General features: G+C 53.0%; 11 protein-coding genes. 3 read left to right on the top strand and 8 right to left on the bottom strand.

Annotation, left to right across the window (positions count from 1 at the left end; translation table 11 throughout):
* Nucleotides 1–5: 5 nt before the first annotated feature.
* From JI741_RS18530 to JI741_RS18550, 5 genes are all read right to left on the bottom strand, one after another.
* Nucleotides 6–1,760, bottom strand: coding sequence for an OmpA family protein (locus JI741_RS18530; protein ID WP_202012397.1), 1,755 nt, complete (start codon nt 1,758–1,760; stop codon nt 6–8).
* Nucleotides 1,761–1,911: 151 nt separating this feature from the next.
* Nucleotides 1,912–2,766 carry a transglutaminase-like domain-containing protein gene (locus tag JI741_RS18535; protein WP_202012399.1) on the bottom strand — a complete coding sequence of 285 codons (855 nt, stop codon included), beginning with the start codon at nt 2,764–2,766 and terminating at the stop codon, nt 1,912–1,914.
* 201 nt (nt 2,767–2,967) lie between these two features.
* Complete coding sequence (locus JI741_RS18540; RefSeq protein WP_202012401.1) at nt 2,968–4,599, bottom strand: acyl-CoA carboxylase subunit beta; 1,632 nt, start codon at nt 4,597–4,599, stop codon at nt 2,968–2,970.
* Nucleotides 4,600–5,039: 440 nt separating this feature from the next.
* Nucleotides 5,040–5,993 carry an MlaD family protein gene (locus JI741_RS18545; RefSeq protein WP_202012403.1) on the bottom strand — a complete coding sequence of 318 codons (954 nt, stop codon included), beginning with the start codon at nt 5,991–5,993 and terminating at the stop codon, nt 5,040–5,042.
* 48 nt (nt 5,994–6,041) lie between these two features.
* Nucleotides 6,042–6,803: an N-acetylmuramoyl-L-alanine amidase family protein gene (locus tag JI741_RS18550; protein WP_369411827.1), complete on the bottom strand. Its 762-nt coding sequence runs from the start codon at nt 6,801–6,803 to the stop codon at nt 6,042–6,044.
* A gap of 115 nt (nt 6,804–6,918) precedes the next feature.
* Between JI741_RS18550 and JI741_RS18555 the strand changes: the two genes are divergently transcribed.
* Nucleotides 6,919–9,633 (top strand): putative LPS assembly protein LptD, encoded by a 2,715-nt coding sequence (locus JI741_RS18555; RefSeq protein WP_202012405.1) that lies wholly within the window; start codon nt 6,919–6,921, stop codon nt 9,631–9,633.
* A gap of 96 nt (nt 9,634–9,729) precedes the next feature.
* Here the strand turns inward: JI741_RS18555 and lysS are convergent, their stop codons facing one another.
* Both lysS and JI741_RS18565 read right to left on the bottom strand, forming a co-directional pair.
* The gene (lysS, locus tag JI741_RS18560) at nt 9,730–11,469 is read right to left on the bottom strand and encodes a lysine--tRNA ligase (protein ID WP_202012407.1); all 1,740 of its coding nucleotides are present in this window, start codon (nt 11,467–11,469) and stop codon (nt 9,730–9,732) included.
* Between the two features lie 93 nt (nt 11,470–11,562).
* Nucleotides 11,563–12,747 carry a proline dehydrogenase family protein gene (locus JI741_RS18565; protein WP_202012409.1) on the bottom strand — a complete coding sequence of 395 codons (1,185 nt, stop codon included), beginning with the start codon at nt 12,745–12,747 and terminating at the stop codon, nt 11,563–11,565.
* Between the two features lie 120 nt (nt 12,748–12,867).
* Between JI741_RS18565 and aroB the strand changes: the two genes are divergently transcribed.
* Nucleotides 12,868–13,911 (top strand): 3-dehydroquinate synthase, encoded by a 1,044-nt coding sequence (gene aroB, locus JI741_RS18570; RefSeq protein WP_202012411.1) that lies wholly within the window; start codon nt 12,868–12,870, stop codon nt 13,909–13,911.
* On the opposite strand, the gene JI741_RS18575 is transcribed toward aroB, so the two are convergent.
* Complete coding sequence (locus tag JI741_RS18575; RefSeq protein ID WP_202012414.1) at nt 13,902–14,096, bottom strand: hypothetical protein; 195 nt, start codon at nt 14,094–14,096, stop codon at nt 13,902–13,904. The genes aroB and JI741_RS18575 overlap by 10 nt on opposite strands.
* Nucleotides 14,097–14,222: 126 nt before the next feature.
* On the opposite strand from JI741_RS18575, the gene JI741_RS18580 reads away from it, so the two are divergent.
* Nucleotides 14,223–15,416 (top strand): 3-phosphoshikimate 1-carboxyvinyltransferase, encoded by a 1,194-nt coding sequence (locus JI741_RS18580; protein ID WP_202012416.1) that lies wholly within the window; start codon nt 14,223–14,225, stop codon nt 15,414–15,416.
* The last annotated feature ends 23 nt before the right edge of the window (nt 15,417–15,439 follow it).

The following is a 15,439-nucleotide window of genomic DNA, read 5'->3' on the forward strand; positions in this document are numbered from 1 at the left end:
AATCGTTACTTTTTCACCACCGTAAACTCCACCCGTCTGTTGTTCGCACGCCCCGCATCCGTATCGTTCGTGTCGATGGGTTTGGTTTCGCCATAGCCATGTGCACTAAGTCTGAAGCTTTCAATGCCCTGGCTGATGATGTAGTCCACCACCGCTTGCGAGCGGCCTTGCGACAGGTTGAGGTTGTAGTCGTCGGAGCCTTTGCTGTCGGTGTGGCCCGAGATTTCGATTTCAACGGTGCTGTTCTGTTTCAGAAACTCCACCACCTTGTTCAGCTCCGGATAAGATTCTTTTTTCAACGTGGTTTTGTCGAAATCAAAATAAATATTCTTCAACCGAACCGTTACACCAATTTCAATGGGCTGCAGGTATATGTCGCGCGAGAAGGGCGACAGGCCGTCGTCGTCGGCTTGCACGCTGTCTATGGCGTTGAGGTAGCCGTTGGCCGTGGCGGTGATCATATACCAACCTAACTTCGGAATCTCTTTTTCATAGCGACCCCCTTCGGCAGGAATTTTGAAATTTGTTTTACGATCGCCTTTCATCACCACGTCGAGGTTGGCCGTGATGAGCTGTTCGGTTTTCTTGTCGTATACATTTCCCACCAACAGGAGTTTCTTGGCCACGGGACGAAGCAGGATCTCGACGTTGATGGTGGTGTCGCTGTTGAGCACGGGCAATTTGAAAGCCTGCTCGTTTGGCAGATAGCCTTCAAGCGATGTGGCGATGGAATAGGCCAGCACTTCGGGCATCTTGGTTTCGAAACGCCCCAGTGCGGTTGACTTCAGCTTCACGGGTTCCTTTTCTTTCACGCGCACCTCCACGTTGGCCTGCAGCGGCGCCATGGTCTTTTCGTTATAGACCATGCCGATCAGGGTTATCTTAAACGTTTTGGGCACCAGCGCATAGAGATCCAGTTGTGCGCCGTCGAGCGCTTTGTTGGCGCGACTGGTGAAAATGTTGCCTGCGTTGTCGATGGTGAAGTAGTAGTCGAGCGCGCTCGTGTTGATGGGCTTGCCCAGGTTGACGGGCTCACCCCAGTTCATCCACGTGTCGTCGACGCGTTGCGTTTTATAGATGTCCACGCCGCCTTGCCGGCCCGGTGCCTGACGCGCGCTGGCGAAGTATAAAAATTTCTGGTCGGGGCTGATAAACGGACCAACGTCGTCGGTGGTGGTGCTCAGCTTCATTTTTTCGGGACGCGAATAGGTTCCGTCGGGCTGCTGATGGCTGGCGTAGAGGTCGCTGTTGGGACTGTTCTCTACTTCGCTGAAGTAGATGATGATGTGTTTCTGATCGGCCGACATCGACGCGCCATAAAAGCGGCCTTTGTTCATGTTCTTGAAGTCTTTCACATCCAGCTCACGAATGGAGCCGCCCGTGACGATCGAAAATCCTTTCTCACCTTTTGTGCGACCTCCTTTAATGAAGATGCTGCCGTCGGGAAAAACCGTGAACACCTGGTTGGAACGGTGCAGGTTGAACGGCGACGCCATGTGCTGGGCCAGGCTCCATGCACCGTTGGCATCTTTCTTCGACATCCAAACATCCTGTGTGTCTTCTTTGCCCATGGTGTTGTCGGGATGGTTTTGCACAAAGAAGTAGAGCGTGTTGCCGTCGGGTGAAATAACGGGGGCGGCCTCGTGGCGAAAGGTGTTCACGTTCTTGTCCATCTTGACCAATTCGTAGCGTGTTGAAAACTGTTGGGCTTGGATGGAGAGGCTTGCCAGAAGGAAAACAAGCGGTAAAGAAATTCTCATGCGTAATGTGTATTTGAATACTAAAGGTAATGGATATTCAGCGATTTTGAACGACCGGAATACGGTGATTGACTTCCAGCGGCAGGATTGCACGCCGGTTTCAGGACGATGTAAGATTCTCTATGAAATCGCAGGAAACGAAACGCGGCAGCTACACCCCCAGGTCGGCGCCATCGGCAATGATGAGCAGCAGTTCCTTCACCTCTTCGGCCTTGGCATGCTCGCCCATTTTGTCGAACGACATGATGAGGTTCCGGAACACACGACGGATGATCTCCAGGCTGGCACATGGTTCGAAAAACGATTCCTGTGGATTGAGGTGCAGCTCGCTTATGTAGTTCTCGATGTCCTGCTTCGAAAAGATGAGGCCTTTGTTGAAGGCGTTGATATAGAACTGGGTGTGCTTGGGATCTTTGTAGGTGAGCACAAACAGGTTGGGCAGGTTCACACCGTGCACCGGCAGTTTCAATTTTTGCGCCACCAGCATATAGATGATGCAAAGGGTGATGGGGTTGCCCTTGCGCGTTTCGAGCACCACGTTGATCATGGAGTTGCCCGGCGAATGAAAGTTTTTGGTGTTGGCGCCAAACTTCAGCTTGTTGAACAACACACTGTTGATCACCTTCACCTGGTCGAACGGGTAGAGGTCGGGTTTGAATTCGAGCCACGTTTCGTAATAGAGTTGCTCGAGGTCCTGTTTCAGCTTGATGAGTTCGATGTCGGGATATTGATAGGTGGCCACCAGCCACATGCCCGTGAGCAAATCCTGCTCGGGGCTTTCATACCATTCCAGTATACGTTCCTTCAGCAGTTCGTATTGCAGGGTGTGGATGAGCTCTTCGATGCGGCGCTGCACCATGGGATTGAAATTGCTTTCCCATTCTTCTTCGAGGAAGGGAATGATGGTGGTGCCCAGCGACAATATTTTTTCTTCGACGTGCGACACAATTTTTGCATCCTCGTCGTCCAGCAGCGAAACCAACGCTTTCAATTCAGTGTCTTTCATAGCTTCAAAAAAAATAAGTTGCGCAACTCTTCATTCCACCACACCCTAACACAATTTCAAAAAAAGCACGGGAAGGGACCGACCGGGGCTCCCGGGTTTTCAGGCAACTTCTGAAAAACTTTACAGGCTTGCAAACGAAAAAACTCTGACGTTCATAAAAAAGCCGGGAGATGCAGGATTTCCATTCCACTAAAACGGTTACTAGGTCTGAATGACGCCGGCATTAAATTTTTCGACCACGCCGTGGTTTGCGGCCTCGATGCCCATGGAAATTATTTTTCGCGTTTCCAGCGGGTCCACCACACCATCAACCCAAATGCGCGATGCGGCATAGTAGGGGCTGAGCTGGTCGTTGTAGCGGTCTATGATTTCCGACAACAGTTTGTCTTCTTCTTCTTTTGTTATTTGCTGGCCCTGCGCCTTCAATGTGTTGACACGGATCTGCAACAACGTTTTGGCCGCGGCCGCTCCACTCATCACGGCGATTTGCGCGGTGGGCCATGCATAGATGAGGCGCGGGTCGTAGGCCTTGCCACACATGGCATAGTTGCCGGCGCCATACGAATTGCCGGTGATGATGGTGAACTTGGGCACCGTGGAGTTGGCCATGGCGTTCACCATTTTCGCGCCGTCTTTAATGATGCCGCCGTGTTCGGCTTTGCTGCCCACCATGAAGCCGCTCACGTCCTGCAAAAACAACAGGGGAATTTTGCGCTGGTTGCAGTTCATGATGAAACGCGCAGCCTTGTCGGCCGAGTCGGAATAGATGACGCCGCCCATTTGCATCTCGCCTTTTTTTGTCTTCACCACTTTGCGTTGATTGGCCACAATGCCCACGGCCCAGCCTTCGATGCGGGCTGTGCCGCAGAGAATGGTCTTGCCATAGCTGGCTTTGTATTCCTGAAAGTCAGAGTCGTCTACGAGGCGTTTGATGATCTCCAGCACGTCGTAGGGTTTCACGCGGTCCACGGGCATGAGTCCGTAGAGCTCTTCGGGTTTTTCTTTTGGGGCTTTGGGGGTGGCGCGATCGAAGCCTGCTTTTTCGCCGGCGCCCATCTTGTCGAAGAGCGAGCGGATGTAGTCGAGGCAAGCCTGGTCGTTTGGAAATTTGTTGTCGGTGACGCCCGATATTTCACAGTGCGTAGTGGCACCGCCCAATGTTTCGTTGTCGATGTCTTCGCCGATGGCGGCTTTCACCAGGTAGGAGCCAGCCAGAAAAATGGAGCCGGTCTTGTCCACAATCATCGCTTCGTCTGACATGATGGGAAGGTAGGCGCCGCCGGCCACGCAGCTGCCCATGATGGCCGCCACCTGCACGATGCCCATAGACGACATTTTGGCGTTGTTGCGGAATTGACGACCGAAGTGTTCTTTGTCGGGAAAAATTTCGTCCTGCATGGGCAGGAAAACACCGGCGCTGTCAACAAGGTAGATCACGGGCAAACGGTTTTCCATGGCCACCTCCTGCGCACGCAGGTTTTTCTTGGCCGTGATGGGAAACCACGCACCCGCCTTGACAGTGGCATCGTTGGCCACAATAACGCACTGCCTACCCGCCACATAGCCAACACCCGTGATGACACCACCCGAAGGACAGCCACCCTGCTCTTTGTACATGCCGTCGCCGGCAAACAATCCGATTTCAAGAAAGCGCGAATCTTTGTCGATCAGGTATTGGATGCGCTCGCGGGCCGTGAGCTTTCCTTTTTGATGTTGCTCGTCTATTTTTTTGTCGCCTCCGCCGGCCTTGATCTTTTTCGATTTCTGCTGCAGTTGAGAAACCAGCTGCTTGAACTGATCCTCATTTTTATTGAATTCCAGATCCGATTGCATGCTCTAGTGGGTTATTCGGTTAGCGGTCTAAAGATTGAAATATTGGGGATGATCTGCAAGGTGGTGACGTTTGCGGTAAAATTTGGATCCGGCATACGCATTTGTTGTTGCGTCTCTGCCGGGATTCGGAAAGATAACGTCAAAGGGACTTACCGTCGTGGCACCTTGCAAATAGGGTTGGGTATTGAATGCCGGGAAGGTCGTTGATGAAAAACGAAGACATTGATTTTGTTCCGAGATACGACTCAGTATGTCGCCAGCGTGTTTCGTTTTTCGCGACCCGGCCAGGGATAGTAGTGGAAAGACCGAAGTGCGGTGGGTGTTTGCGGGGAGGCGGACTTGCAACGGATAGCCCGGCCCCGAGGGAACCGAGGGGGGACGCATCCCTGAACTACGTCACGACATTCGTAGCTTCAGGATGCGTCCGCCTTTTGTGATTTTTATTTCTTGGCGTTTGCCTTTTCTTTCTCTTTCTGCAGGTCGCGCTCAATTTGTTTCTGGCTTTTGCCGAGGGGCGCCAGGAAATGTTTGGGGTTTTTGTTGAAGTGTTTGGCGAGCGAGTCGACCGAGAGCAGCAGCTTGTTGAGGTTGGTGTAGAGCGTGTCTTCGGTCATGAGTTTGCTGAGTGTGTTGTCGCCCTTGTTGAGGCGCGACAGCGTTTCGTTTAGCTTGGTGAGGCTTTGGTTGGCGCGGTTGAGGGTGCCGTTGATCTGGATCATCTTTAACGAATCGGACAGCGTTTTGAAGTTGGCCAGTGTGGGCTTGAGCTGGTCGAGGGTGCCGTTGAGGTTGTTGGCCACGCCCTTGACGGTGGAGCCCAGTTCGCCGATGTTGGTGTTGGCGGTGATGAGCGTGCGGTTCAATAGACCGGGCGTTGCCTGCAGGCGAATGAACATGGTGTCGAGCCGGTTGGTGTTGCGGGCCAGGTTGCCCAGCACCACGTTGAGGTTTTGCAAGGTGGTTTGCAGCGTTGTGGCTACGGGACCGGCAAAGTCCATGATGCCTTTGCTCACTTCGGCCAGGATGGTGTCTTTGGGATTGAGCTTGCGTGTGCCGCGGCGCACGTCGAGGTCGATGAAGCGGCCGCCCAGCAATTCGCCGTCGAGCAAGGCACGCGTGGAGTCTGTGAGCACGATGTTTGACTCAATGTCGAGCTGCACAATGACGCGGTTTCTGGACTGCTGTATTTCGATGTCACTCACACGGCCCACGGCCAGGCCGTTCAGAAAAATCTGGTTCGACTCGGTGAGCTTGTCCACATCCTGGTAGACAACATAATATTTATGCGTAGTTGAAAAAAAGTCGATTCCTTTTAAAAACTGAAAGCCAACGTAGAGCAGACTGATGGACACGACCATGAAGAGGCCGACCTTAAATTCTTTGGATAGTTTCATGTAGTAGCGTTTCTATAAGGAATGCAGAACCTAACTGGTTTTAAGGTCTCAATTTATGGATTCTACGTCACTTTTATATTCTTTGAAGGCGCGGTAAATGCCGGAGGCAATCAATTCCTGGCCTTCGTCGCCTGACAAAAACTTTTCTTCGGTGGAATTGGTGAGGAAACCTGTTTCGATGAGCACGCTGGGCATGGTGGTTTGCCACAGCACCACAAATCCGGCCTGTTTCACACCGCGGCTGGTGCGGCCGGCTTTGATTTTGAATTGAGACTCGATTTTGGAGGCAAATTTAAGACTGTTCTCCTGGTAAGCGCTCTGGGTGAGGGTGAACAGAATATACGACTCCGGACTGTTGTTGAAGCCTTCGTAGCGTTCTTCATAGTTTTCGTCCATGAGGATCACGGAGTTTTCGCGCTTGGCGATTTCGAGGTTGCCTTCGTCTTTGTGGAGGCCCATCACAAACGTTTCGGTGCCAAACGCTTTCACGTTGGGGTTGGCGTTGGCATGGATGCAGATGAAGAGGTCGGCTTTGTTTTTATTGGCGATGGCCGCGCGTTCGTCGAGGGCCAGGTAGCGGTCGTCTTTGCGGGTATAGATGACCTTTACACCGGGCACATTTTTTTCGATGTACTCGCCTACCTTAAGCGCGATTTTCAGGGCCAGGTCCTTTTCCTTTAGCAATTTGCCATGCGTTCCGTTGTCGTGGCCACCATGGCCGGCGTCGATCACAACCACATCCACTTTGGATTCGCGCGTTGGTGGCAAGGTGCTCGACGAGTTTAGCAAGGTTATTGCTAAGAGAAGCACTGTTAATCCTATATTCCTCACGGGCCGTACGATGTTCAAAGTATTTGCAATAACTTTATGCAAAATTGTGAATTTTTCACTGAAAGGTAAAGAACTGTCCTTCAACTCAGCGCGTGTGCGGTATTTTATAGCCATCATTTTTACGTTTTTACTCATTCAAACTGCCGTGGCGCAGGTGGAACCCCGGGTGAATTCGCCGCGCGGGGTGCTCCCTTACAAAAAAGATTCGCTGGCCACACCCCCACCCGACTCGCTGTCGCTGCCTGCCGATTCGCTTCGCGCCCGCCAGGACACCGTGAAAGTGCCTCCGGCCAAAGGCGAGATCGAAACCACTATCAACTATTCGGCCAGGGATTCTATACGCGCCCAAATAGACGGCAAAATGGTGTGGCTCTATGGCGACGCCAAAATTGTGTATGGCGAAGTGGAACTGGAGGCCGAAGAAATCGTGATCGACTATGCCAACAGCACCCTCACCGCCCACGGCACCCGCGACTCGCTGGGCAACCGCATAGGCTACCCGATTTTCAAGAACGGGCAGGAACTCTACGAGACAAAAGACATCATATACAACTTCAAGACCAAACGCGCCCGCATCAGCGAAGTGGTGACGCAACAAGGCGAAGCCTATATCAGCGGCGACGTAGTTTTTAAAAACGAGAAGGGCGAACTGCTGAGCCGCCGCAACAGCTACACCACCTGCAACCTGGAGCATCCCCACTTCCGCATCCGGGCCACCAAGACCAAGGCCATCCCTAACGACAAGATTGTGGCCGGCCCGTTCTATATGGAATTCAACGACATTCCACTGCCCATCGGCTTTTTGTTCGGCATGTTTCCGTCGCCCCGCCGCAGCGCCAGCGGCATCATTGTGCCGGCCTATGGTGAAGAAAAACGTCGCGGCTTCAACCTTCGAGGAGGTGGCTATTTCTTCGACATCAGCGAATACGTGAAGCTGGCCCTCACGGCCGACATCTATTCGCGGGGCGGCCATGCGCTCTACGCAAACTCGTCGTATGTGAAACGTTATCGCTACAGCGGCACCGTGAACTTCGCCTATTCGAAAAACCCCGACTCGGACGACAAAATTGAAACGGCAAACTTCAGCAAAGATTTCAGGCTCACCTGGAGCCACTCGCCCCAGTCGAAGGGCACGGGTCGTTTCTCGGCGTCGGTCAACGCGGCCACCACCACGTTCAATCAAAACAACTTTTTGTCCTATGGCACGGCGGGCAACTTGTCGAGCTCGAGCATCAACAACATCACAGCCAAACTAAGCTCCAACGTGTCGTACAGCAAACGCCTCTCGGGCACGCCGTTCTCGTTGGGTATTAACCTGAACCACAACCAGGATCTGCAAACCAAGCAGGTAGACCTGTTGCTGCCCAGCCTGAGCTTGAACATGGTGAACATCTATCCGTTCCAAAGCAAAAGCGGAAAGACCAACGCGCTCGACAATTTCTCGGTGGGCTATGCCATGGTGGCGCAAAATCGTGTCACAAACAACCTGGGCCGCTTCACGCCCACCGCTGCCAAAGACAGCATCGCGCCCTTCACCAGCGGCAACTTCGGAACGTTTTTCAGCAACGGAAAAAAAGGGATACGCCACTCCGTTCCCACGTCATTTTCATTCAAGGCCCTGCGCTTCTTCACCATGTCGCCTTCAGTGTCGTTCGAACAAAAGTTTTATGACGAACAACAGACCTGGGCCTACAACGAAGACAAACAACTGGTGAAGGTGAGCAGCACAAAAGGCTTTAATGCCATCACTAACTATTCGTTTAGCATGGGCACCAACACGCGGATCTATGGCATGTATTTCGTTAAGAACAAGCTCAAGAAAGTGAAAGCCATCCGTCACGTCGTCAACCCGTCGATCTCCTATAGCTACACGCCCGATTTCCGGATGAATCCGAAATACTTCCAGGCATTGCGCGACCCCACCGACACCACGGGAAAACGGATCAATTTTGTGGATCGTTACCAAGGCTCTGTGTATGGCGGGTCCAGCCAGGGCCACAGCAGCGCCATCGGGTTTGGCATTGGCAACAACCTCGAAATGAAAGTGCAGGGCCCCAAAGACTCCGTGGCCCGCAAGGTGATGTTGCTGAACAACTTTTCCATCAGCAGCAGCTACAACATGATTGCCGACTCGTTCAAGCTGGCGCCCTTCTCCATGGCCGCCAACACCAACCTGCTCGACAACCTGTTGAACATGAACCTGTCGGCCACACTCGACCCCTATCGCATCGACCGCCTGCCAAACGAAGACGGCACAACCTATCGCGAGAAGAAACGCGACGACTATGCCTGGAAAAGCGGAAGCATCGGCCGCATCACGTCGGCCACGCTGGCGCTGAGCACCAACCTGAACCCGAAGGCACGCGCCAAAGAAAACACCACGAAAGAAAAGATCGGCAAGTCGGACATGCCCGAGCAGGAGAAACAATTTCTGTTGCAGAACCCCGATGCCTATGTGGACTTCGACATTCCGTGGAGCATGAACCTGAGCTATAACCTGGGCTATTCCAATCCGGTGAGGACCACCGAAGCCACGCGATCGTCGGTCACACAAACGCTCACCATGTCGGGCGATGTGTCGCTGTCGGAGAAGTGGAAAGTGACCTACAGCTCGGGCTATCACTTCGAACAGAAAGCGTTCACCCAAACCAACCTCGGCATTGCGCGCGACCTCCACTGCTGGACTATGCGCCTCAACTGGACGCCCTTCGGACCTTTTCAACAATTCTACTTCGTCATCAACGTGAAGTCTACGGTGCTTCAGGACCTGAAGCTGGAGCGACGCAAACCGTTCTTCGACAACTTGTGATCCTGATCTGAAACGCCATAAAAAAAGGAGAACGTTTTTGTAAACGTTCTCCATTTCTATTTACAGCCTGTCCTTTTTACGCACAGGTTCACAATCTCAATTCACGGCCTTCAGCCAACCTTCCACTTCTTCCATGGTAGGATTCTGCACATTTTCGAGTTTCATTTTCTTGCGCAGGCCACACACGTCGTTGAAAAGCTTGGAGGCTTTCATCTCTTTCAATTGTGTGAGCGCGTTGATGCCCAATTTTTGCAGGATGGGCACCAGTTCGGCGCGAACACCGAGGGCTGCGAAATCCTTTTCCGTTAACTGTGCCACCGGATTTTCGGGTTTCATCTGCGGGAAGAAAAGCACATCCTGAATGGAAGGTGAGTTGGTCATGATCATCGACAAACGGTCGATGCCAATGCCCAGCCCGGCCGTTGGCGGCATGCCATATTCCAGGGCGCGGAGAAAATCTTCGTCCAGCGTCATGGCTTCTTCGTCGCCACGTTTGCCCAGCTCCAATTGTTCTTCGAAGCGGCTGCGCTGATCGATGGGGTCGTTGAGCTCGCTGAACGAGTTCGCAATTTCTTTGCTGTTGCAGATGGCTTCGAAACGTTCTACCAGTCCCGGTTTGCTGCGATGCTTTTTTGCCAGCGGCGACATCTCGATGGGATAGTCGGTGATGAACGTGGGCTGAACCAGGTTGGGCTCGCACTTCTCACCAAAAATCTGGTCGATCAATTTGCCTTTGCCCATAGTCTCGTCCATAGGCACGTGCAGTTGGCGGCAGGTGTCGCGCAATTCCTGCTCCGACATGGCAGAGATGTCGATGCCCGTGAAATGCTGAATGGCTTCGAACATGGTGTAGCGCTTCCAGGGACGTTTGAAGTCAAGCAGATTTTTGCCCACCTGCACTTCCGTTTTTCCGTGAAGGTCAATGGCCACTTTCTCGATCATCTCTTCCACCAGGTCCATCATCCAGTAGTAGTCCTTGTAGGCTACATATAATTCTATTTGCGTGAACTCGGGATTGTGAAAACGCGACATGCCTTCGTTCCGGAAATCTTTCGAGAACTCGTACACGCCATTGAAGCCTCCTACGATGAGGCGTTTCAAATACAGCTCGTTGGCAATGCGCAGATAGAGCGTCATGTCAAGCGTGTTGTGGTGCGTTTTGAAGGGGCGTGCCGCCGCGCCACCATAGAGCGGTTGCAGAATGGGGGTCTCCACTTCCAGATATGCCTTCGCGTTCAGGTATTGACGCATGGAGTTGACCAGCTGTGTGCGTTTCACAAACGCGTCGCGCACGTCGGGGTTCACAATCAAATCCACATAGCGCATGCGGTAGCGTTGCTCAGGGTCGGTGAAGGCGTCGTGACGCGTCACCACGCCTTGCTCGTCGGTAGTTTCTTTCACCACAGGCAACGGGCGAAGCGATTTGCTCAGCACCGTGAGGCTGGTCACGTGAATGGAAATCTCACCGGTTTGCGTGGTAAAGCCATAGCCTTTCACACCGATGATGTCGCCGATGTCGAGAAGCTTTTTGAATACGGTGTTGTATAAAGTCTTGTCTTCCGTCGGGCAGATGTCGTCGCGACGGATGTAGAGTTGGATGCGGCCGGTTTCGTCTTGCAGTTCGGCAAACGACGCGTTGCCCATGATGCGGCGGCTCATGATGCGGCCGGCGATAGAGATGTCGCGGTAGTCGCTCTTCAGGCGCTCGTAGTTCTCCAGGATTTCCCGGGACGACGCGTTCACCTCAAAAAGTTCGGCCGGGTAGGGGTTGATGCCCAGCTTTTCAAATTCCTCCAGGCTTTTACGCCGGATGATCTCCTGTTCGCTCAATTGCATGACTGAAAAATTTTGGCAAAAATACGCGAATTAGGGAGAGGGAAAAATCTATCGGGAAGATTGACAGCCCCCACACTTTGTTTTGCGGAATCGCTAGCGCCCGTTGCGCCGACGTTGCAGCTCTTTGCGGATGAGCACGAGCTCGCGGCTGCTTTGCCCGGCCACCGACGTGTTTTCGGCCGCGCGGCGCAGCAAATAGGGCATCACCGAGCGCACCGGCCCATAGGGCACATATTTGGCCACGTTATAGCCCGCCTTGGCCAGGTTAAACGAAATGTTGTCGCTCATGCCATAGAGTTGGGCAAACCACATGTGCACGTCGTTGGGCTGCAACCCCTTCTTCTCCATGAGCGTGGTGAGGTATTGGTTGCTGATTTCGTTGTGCGATCCGCACATGGTGGTGATGTAGCCGTGGTGGCCAACACAAAACTCAAGCGCTGCGTCGAAAGCCCGGTCGGTTGCGCCTTTGTCGGGCTGGATTGGGCTGGCGTATCCCTTCGCGGCGGCGCGGGCACGTTCTTTTTCCATATAGGCACCACGCACCAGTTTGGCGCCAAGAAAATAATGATGCTTCAGTGCTTCTTCGTATGACGCCTTCAGGTTGTCGAGCGATGCCGTGCGATAGAGCTGGTAGGTGTTGAACACGATGGCCTTCTCGCGGTTGTATTTCGCCATCATCTCGTAGGCCAGGTCATCGATGGTGTCTTGTATCCAGGTTTCTTCGGCGTCTACCAGCACGGGTACGCCATAGGCATGGGCTTTCCGGCAAATATTGTCCACCCGATGGCGGACCAGTTCGAACGCCTTGTGTTCTTCGTGGCTGAGTTGAATTTTTTGCTGCACTTTCTCCAACACTTCGGTCGAAGCAATGCCCGTGACTTTGAACACCGAGAACGGAATGGTCTTGCTGTGGTGAGCCTTCTCGATGGTGCGTATAGTTTCTTCCATGGTGCGGTCGAAGCCCTCTTCCGATTTCTCGCCCTCTACGGAATAGTCGAGAATGGTTTGCACGCCATAACGAGCCAGCGTGGCCGACGAAGCCGAGGTTTCCTCAATGTTTTCGCCGCCACAGAAATGATCGAATGCAGTTTTGCGGATGATGCCTTCCACCGGCAAGCGAAGGTTGAGCGCAAGCCGCACCGCGCCCGTCGCCAGCTTCGACATGAACGGATGGTTCACCATCGAAAAAATGAAATTGGCTTTCCGGATCGCCCCATCAGACTTGTATTGAAAGGCTACGGCGGTGTCTTCAAATGAAACGGTGGTCTCTGGTTTCATAGCAAAAAATGTCGGGCAAATATAGCCCGCCAATCTCCGGCCACAAAGCCACCGTTTCGCACGGCAATTGCGATTGCTGATATTTTAATAACTTTCGAACGAAAGATTCACAAAAGCCTGATGCTGCCCGATAACATTCTGTTTTCACACGATCCCGCCAACGATTTGGCGACCTTTCTCCAGAAAAAAAAATACAGCCAGGTCGGTGTCCTGGTCGATGAAAATACCCGTCGCCACAGCTATCCGCTGGTGAAAGACGGACTGCCCGAGCACTTTGTGATTGAAGTGCCCAGCGGCGAAGAAGCCAAGAACCTGACCACCTGCACCACCATCTGGCAAGCCATGACCGACACGGCCATGGACCGCCATGCCTGCCTCATTGTGTTGGGCGGCGGTGTGCTGGGCGACATGGGCGGGTTTTGTGCGGCCACCTATAAACGGGGCATCGACTTCATTTTGATTCCCACCACACTCCTCGCCCAGGCCGACGCCAGCATTGGCGGAAAACTGGGAGTGGATTTTAATCACTACAAAAATCACATCGGCGTTTTTCAAAATCCCACCGTCACGCTATTGTACAGCGGGTTCCTGAAAACGCTTCCCCTCGCCGAACTCCGCTCGGGGTTTGCCGAAGTGATCAAACACACCCTCATTGCCGACAAGGCCATGTGGGAGGTGATCTCACAAAAAGACCTGGCTTCGCAAGACTGGGATGCGCTGATCCACCACTCCGTAGCCTTCAAGGCACGGGTCACACAGGAGGATCCCAAAGAAAAAGGATTGCGTAAAATTCTAAACGCCGGTCACACCATTGGCCACGCCCTGGAAACATACCTGCTCACAGCGGGCAACCGAATCCTGCACGGCGAAGCGGTGGCCGTCGGGTTGATTGCTGAGGCGTACATAGGCCGTCAGCGAAGCATGATCAGTGCCGAAGACTTTGCGAGCCTTTGCACATTCATACTGGGCATTTACGGAAAAGTGAATCTGCGTGAAGAAGACCTGGATGCTGTTGCCAAACTGGCGCTTCAGGATAAGAAGAATAAGGGAAATAGCATCCTGAGCGTATTGCCCGATGGAATCGGCAATGCGCGGTGGGACTTTGAGATTAGTCTGGAAGAAGTGAAAGGTGCTTTGTCATTCTACCGAACGCTTCACACGTAGTAGGCAACCTCGTCGACAGTGGCCGTTGTTTTCTTCGCTGTCTTCAGTGATCCTTTCAGAGATTGTGCTCCTTTGGTCACCAATACTTTTGTTTTTTCTTTCCGGGTTCCGGTCAGCAACCATGCTGCCAGCAACGCGCTTGACGCGATGCCTACACCCAATGCGATTTTTCCTGTAGTAGTCATATAAGCCGTAACTCAAATTCTTTTGTAAATGTTTCGCACGATGAAAATAAATCTTATTCAAGGTGTAATTTGCCGTACAATTCTTTTCCCTTGAGCACGAGCATCAAACTTAAACGAACGTCTGTTATGCGCGGCACTGCCCAGTGGCTGCCCGCATCCAAGAGCATCAGCAACCGCGCCCTCATCATCAACGCACTGGCCGGTGGCACCTCCGACCTTCACAACCTTTCCGACGCCAACGACACACAGCTGATGCTGCGCCTCGTGAATTCGAACGACCGCGTGATCGATGTGGAAGATGCCGGCACCACCATGCGTTTTCTCACCGCCTACTTTTCTGTGACCCGCCAGGCCAAAGTGCTCACCGGAACACAACGCATGAAGGAACGCCCTATTGCCCTACTGGTAGACGCCCTGCGCGCCCTTGGTGTGGAAATAGAATACCTCGAAAAAGATGGCTACCCGCCACACGAAATAAAATCGTTTGCCGGACAAAAGGTGCAGCACATCAGCATCCGCGGCGATGTGAGCAGTCAATACATTTCGGCGCTCATGATGATCGCGCCTACCCTGCCTCAGGGATTGACGTTGGTGCTAACCGGAAAAATCGGAAGCCGTCCCTACATCGAAATGACGGTGGCCCTCATGAAACACTTCGGCGCCCAATGCACGTTTGTCGACAATAAAATTGTGGTGCCTCATCAGGCATATCGTCCCGCTGAGTTTACAGTGGAGTCGGATTGGTCGGCGGCCAGCTATTGGTTTTCGTTCGCCGCCCTCGCGCAGGATGCTGAAATTCTTTTGCCTCGCCTGTCCCTGGATTCACTGCAGGGCGACAGCAAAATTGTGGAGATCATGAAGACGCTTGGCGTGCAAGCCGTGTTGGAAAACGGTTTGCTGAAACTCACCAAGACAGCCCATCAAAAAGAACTGCACTGGGATTTTACCCACTGCCCCGACCTTGCCCAAACCGTGGCCGTGATCTGCGCTGTGAAAGGCGTGACCGGTCATTTCACAGGACTTGAAAGCCTTCGCATCAAAGAAACCGATCGCATCGCCGCGTTGCAAAACGAGCTGCGCAAAATCGGCGCCGACCTCCGCGAAGACGACACCGAACACTGGACGTTGATCCCAACCACATCGGCGTTGCCCACATCAGCATTCTTCAACACCTACAAAGACCACCGCATGGCCATGGCTTTCGCGCCACTCGCCATGCTGATGGATGTAGAACTGGAGAAGCCGGAAGTGACGCGCAAGTCATATCCGAATTTCTGGAAAGACATCATCTCGTTTAATGTGCCTGCCACAGAAGTGTAGGCCACGCTGAATAGAGCTTGCGC

Origin of the sequence: Chryseolinea lacunae (assembly GCF_016735595.1) — a bacterium.
Lineage (GTDB): Bacteria > Bacteroidota > Bacteroidia > Cytophagales > Cyclobacteriaceae > Chryseolinea > Chryseolinea lacunae.

What these genes read in the sequence shown, in the direction of transcription:
- aroB (WP_202012411.1), top strand. Translation starts at nt 12,868, where the DNA reads ATGCTGCCCGATAACATTCTGTTTTCACACGATCCCGCCAACGATTTG.
- JI741_RS18540 (WP_202012401.1), bottom strand. Translation starts at nt 4,599, where the DNA reads ATGCAATCGGATCTGGAATTCAATAAAAATGAGGATCAGTTCAAGCAG.
- JI741_RS18535 (WP_202012399.1), bottom strand. Translation starts at nt 2,766, where the DNA reads ATGAAAGACACTGAATTGAAAGCGTTGGTTTCGCTGCTGGACGACGAG.
- lysS (WP_202012407.1), bottom strand. Translation starts at nt 11,469, where the DNA reads ATGCAATTGAGCGAACAGGAGATCATCCGGCGTAAAAGCCTGGAGGAA.
- JI741_RS18530 (WP_202012397.1), bottom strand. Translation starts at nt 1,760, where the DNA reads ATGAGAATTTCTTTACCGCTTGTTTTCCTTCTGGCAAGCCTCTCCATC.
- JI741_RS18580 (WP_202012416.1), top strand. Translation starts at nt 14,223, where the DNA reads ATGCGCGGCACTGCCCAGTGGCTGCCCGCATCCAAGAGCATCAGCAAC.
- JI741_RS18545 (WP_202012403.1), bottom strand. Translation starts at nt 5,993, where the DNA reads ATGAAACTATCCAAAGAATTTAAGGTCGGCCTCTTCATGGTCGTGTCC.
- JI741_RS18575 (WP_202012414.1), bottom strand. Translation starts at nt 14,096, where the DNA reads ATGACTACTACAGGAAAAATCGCATTGGGTGTAGGCATCGCGTCAAGC.
- JI741_RS18565 (WP_202012409.1), bottom strand. Translation starts at nt 12,747, where the DNA reads ATGAAACCAGAGACCACCGTTTCATTTGAAGACACCGCCGTAGCCTTT.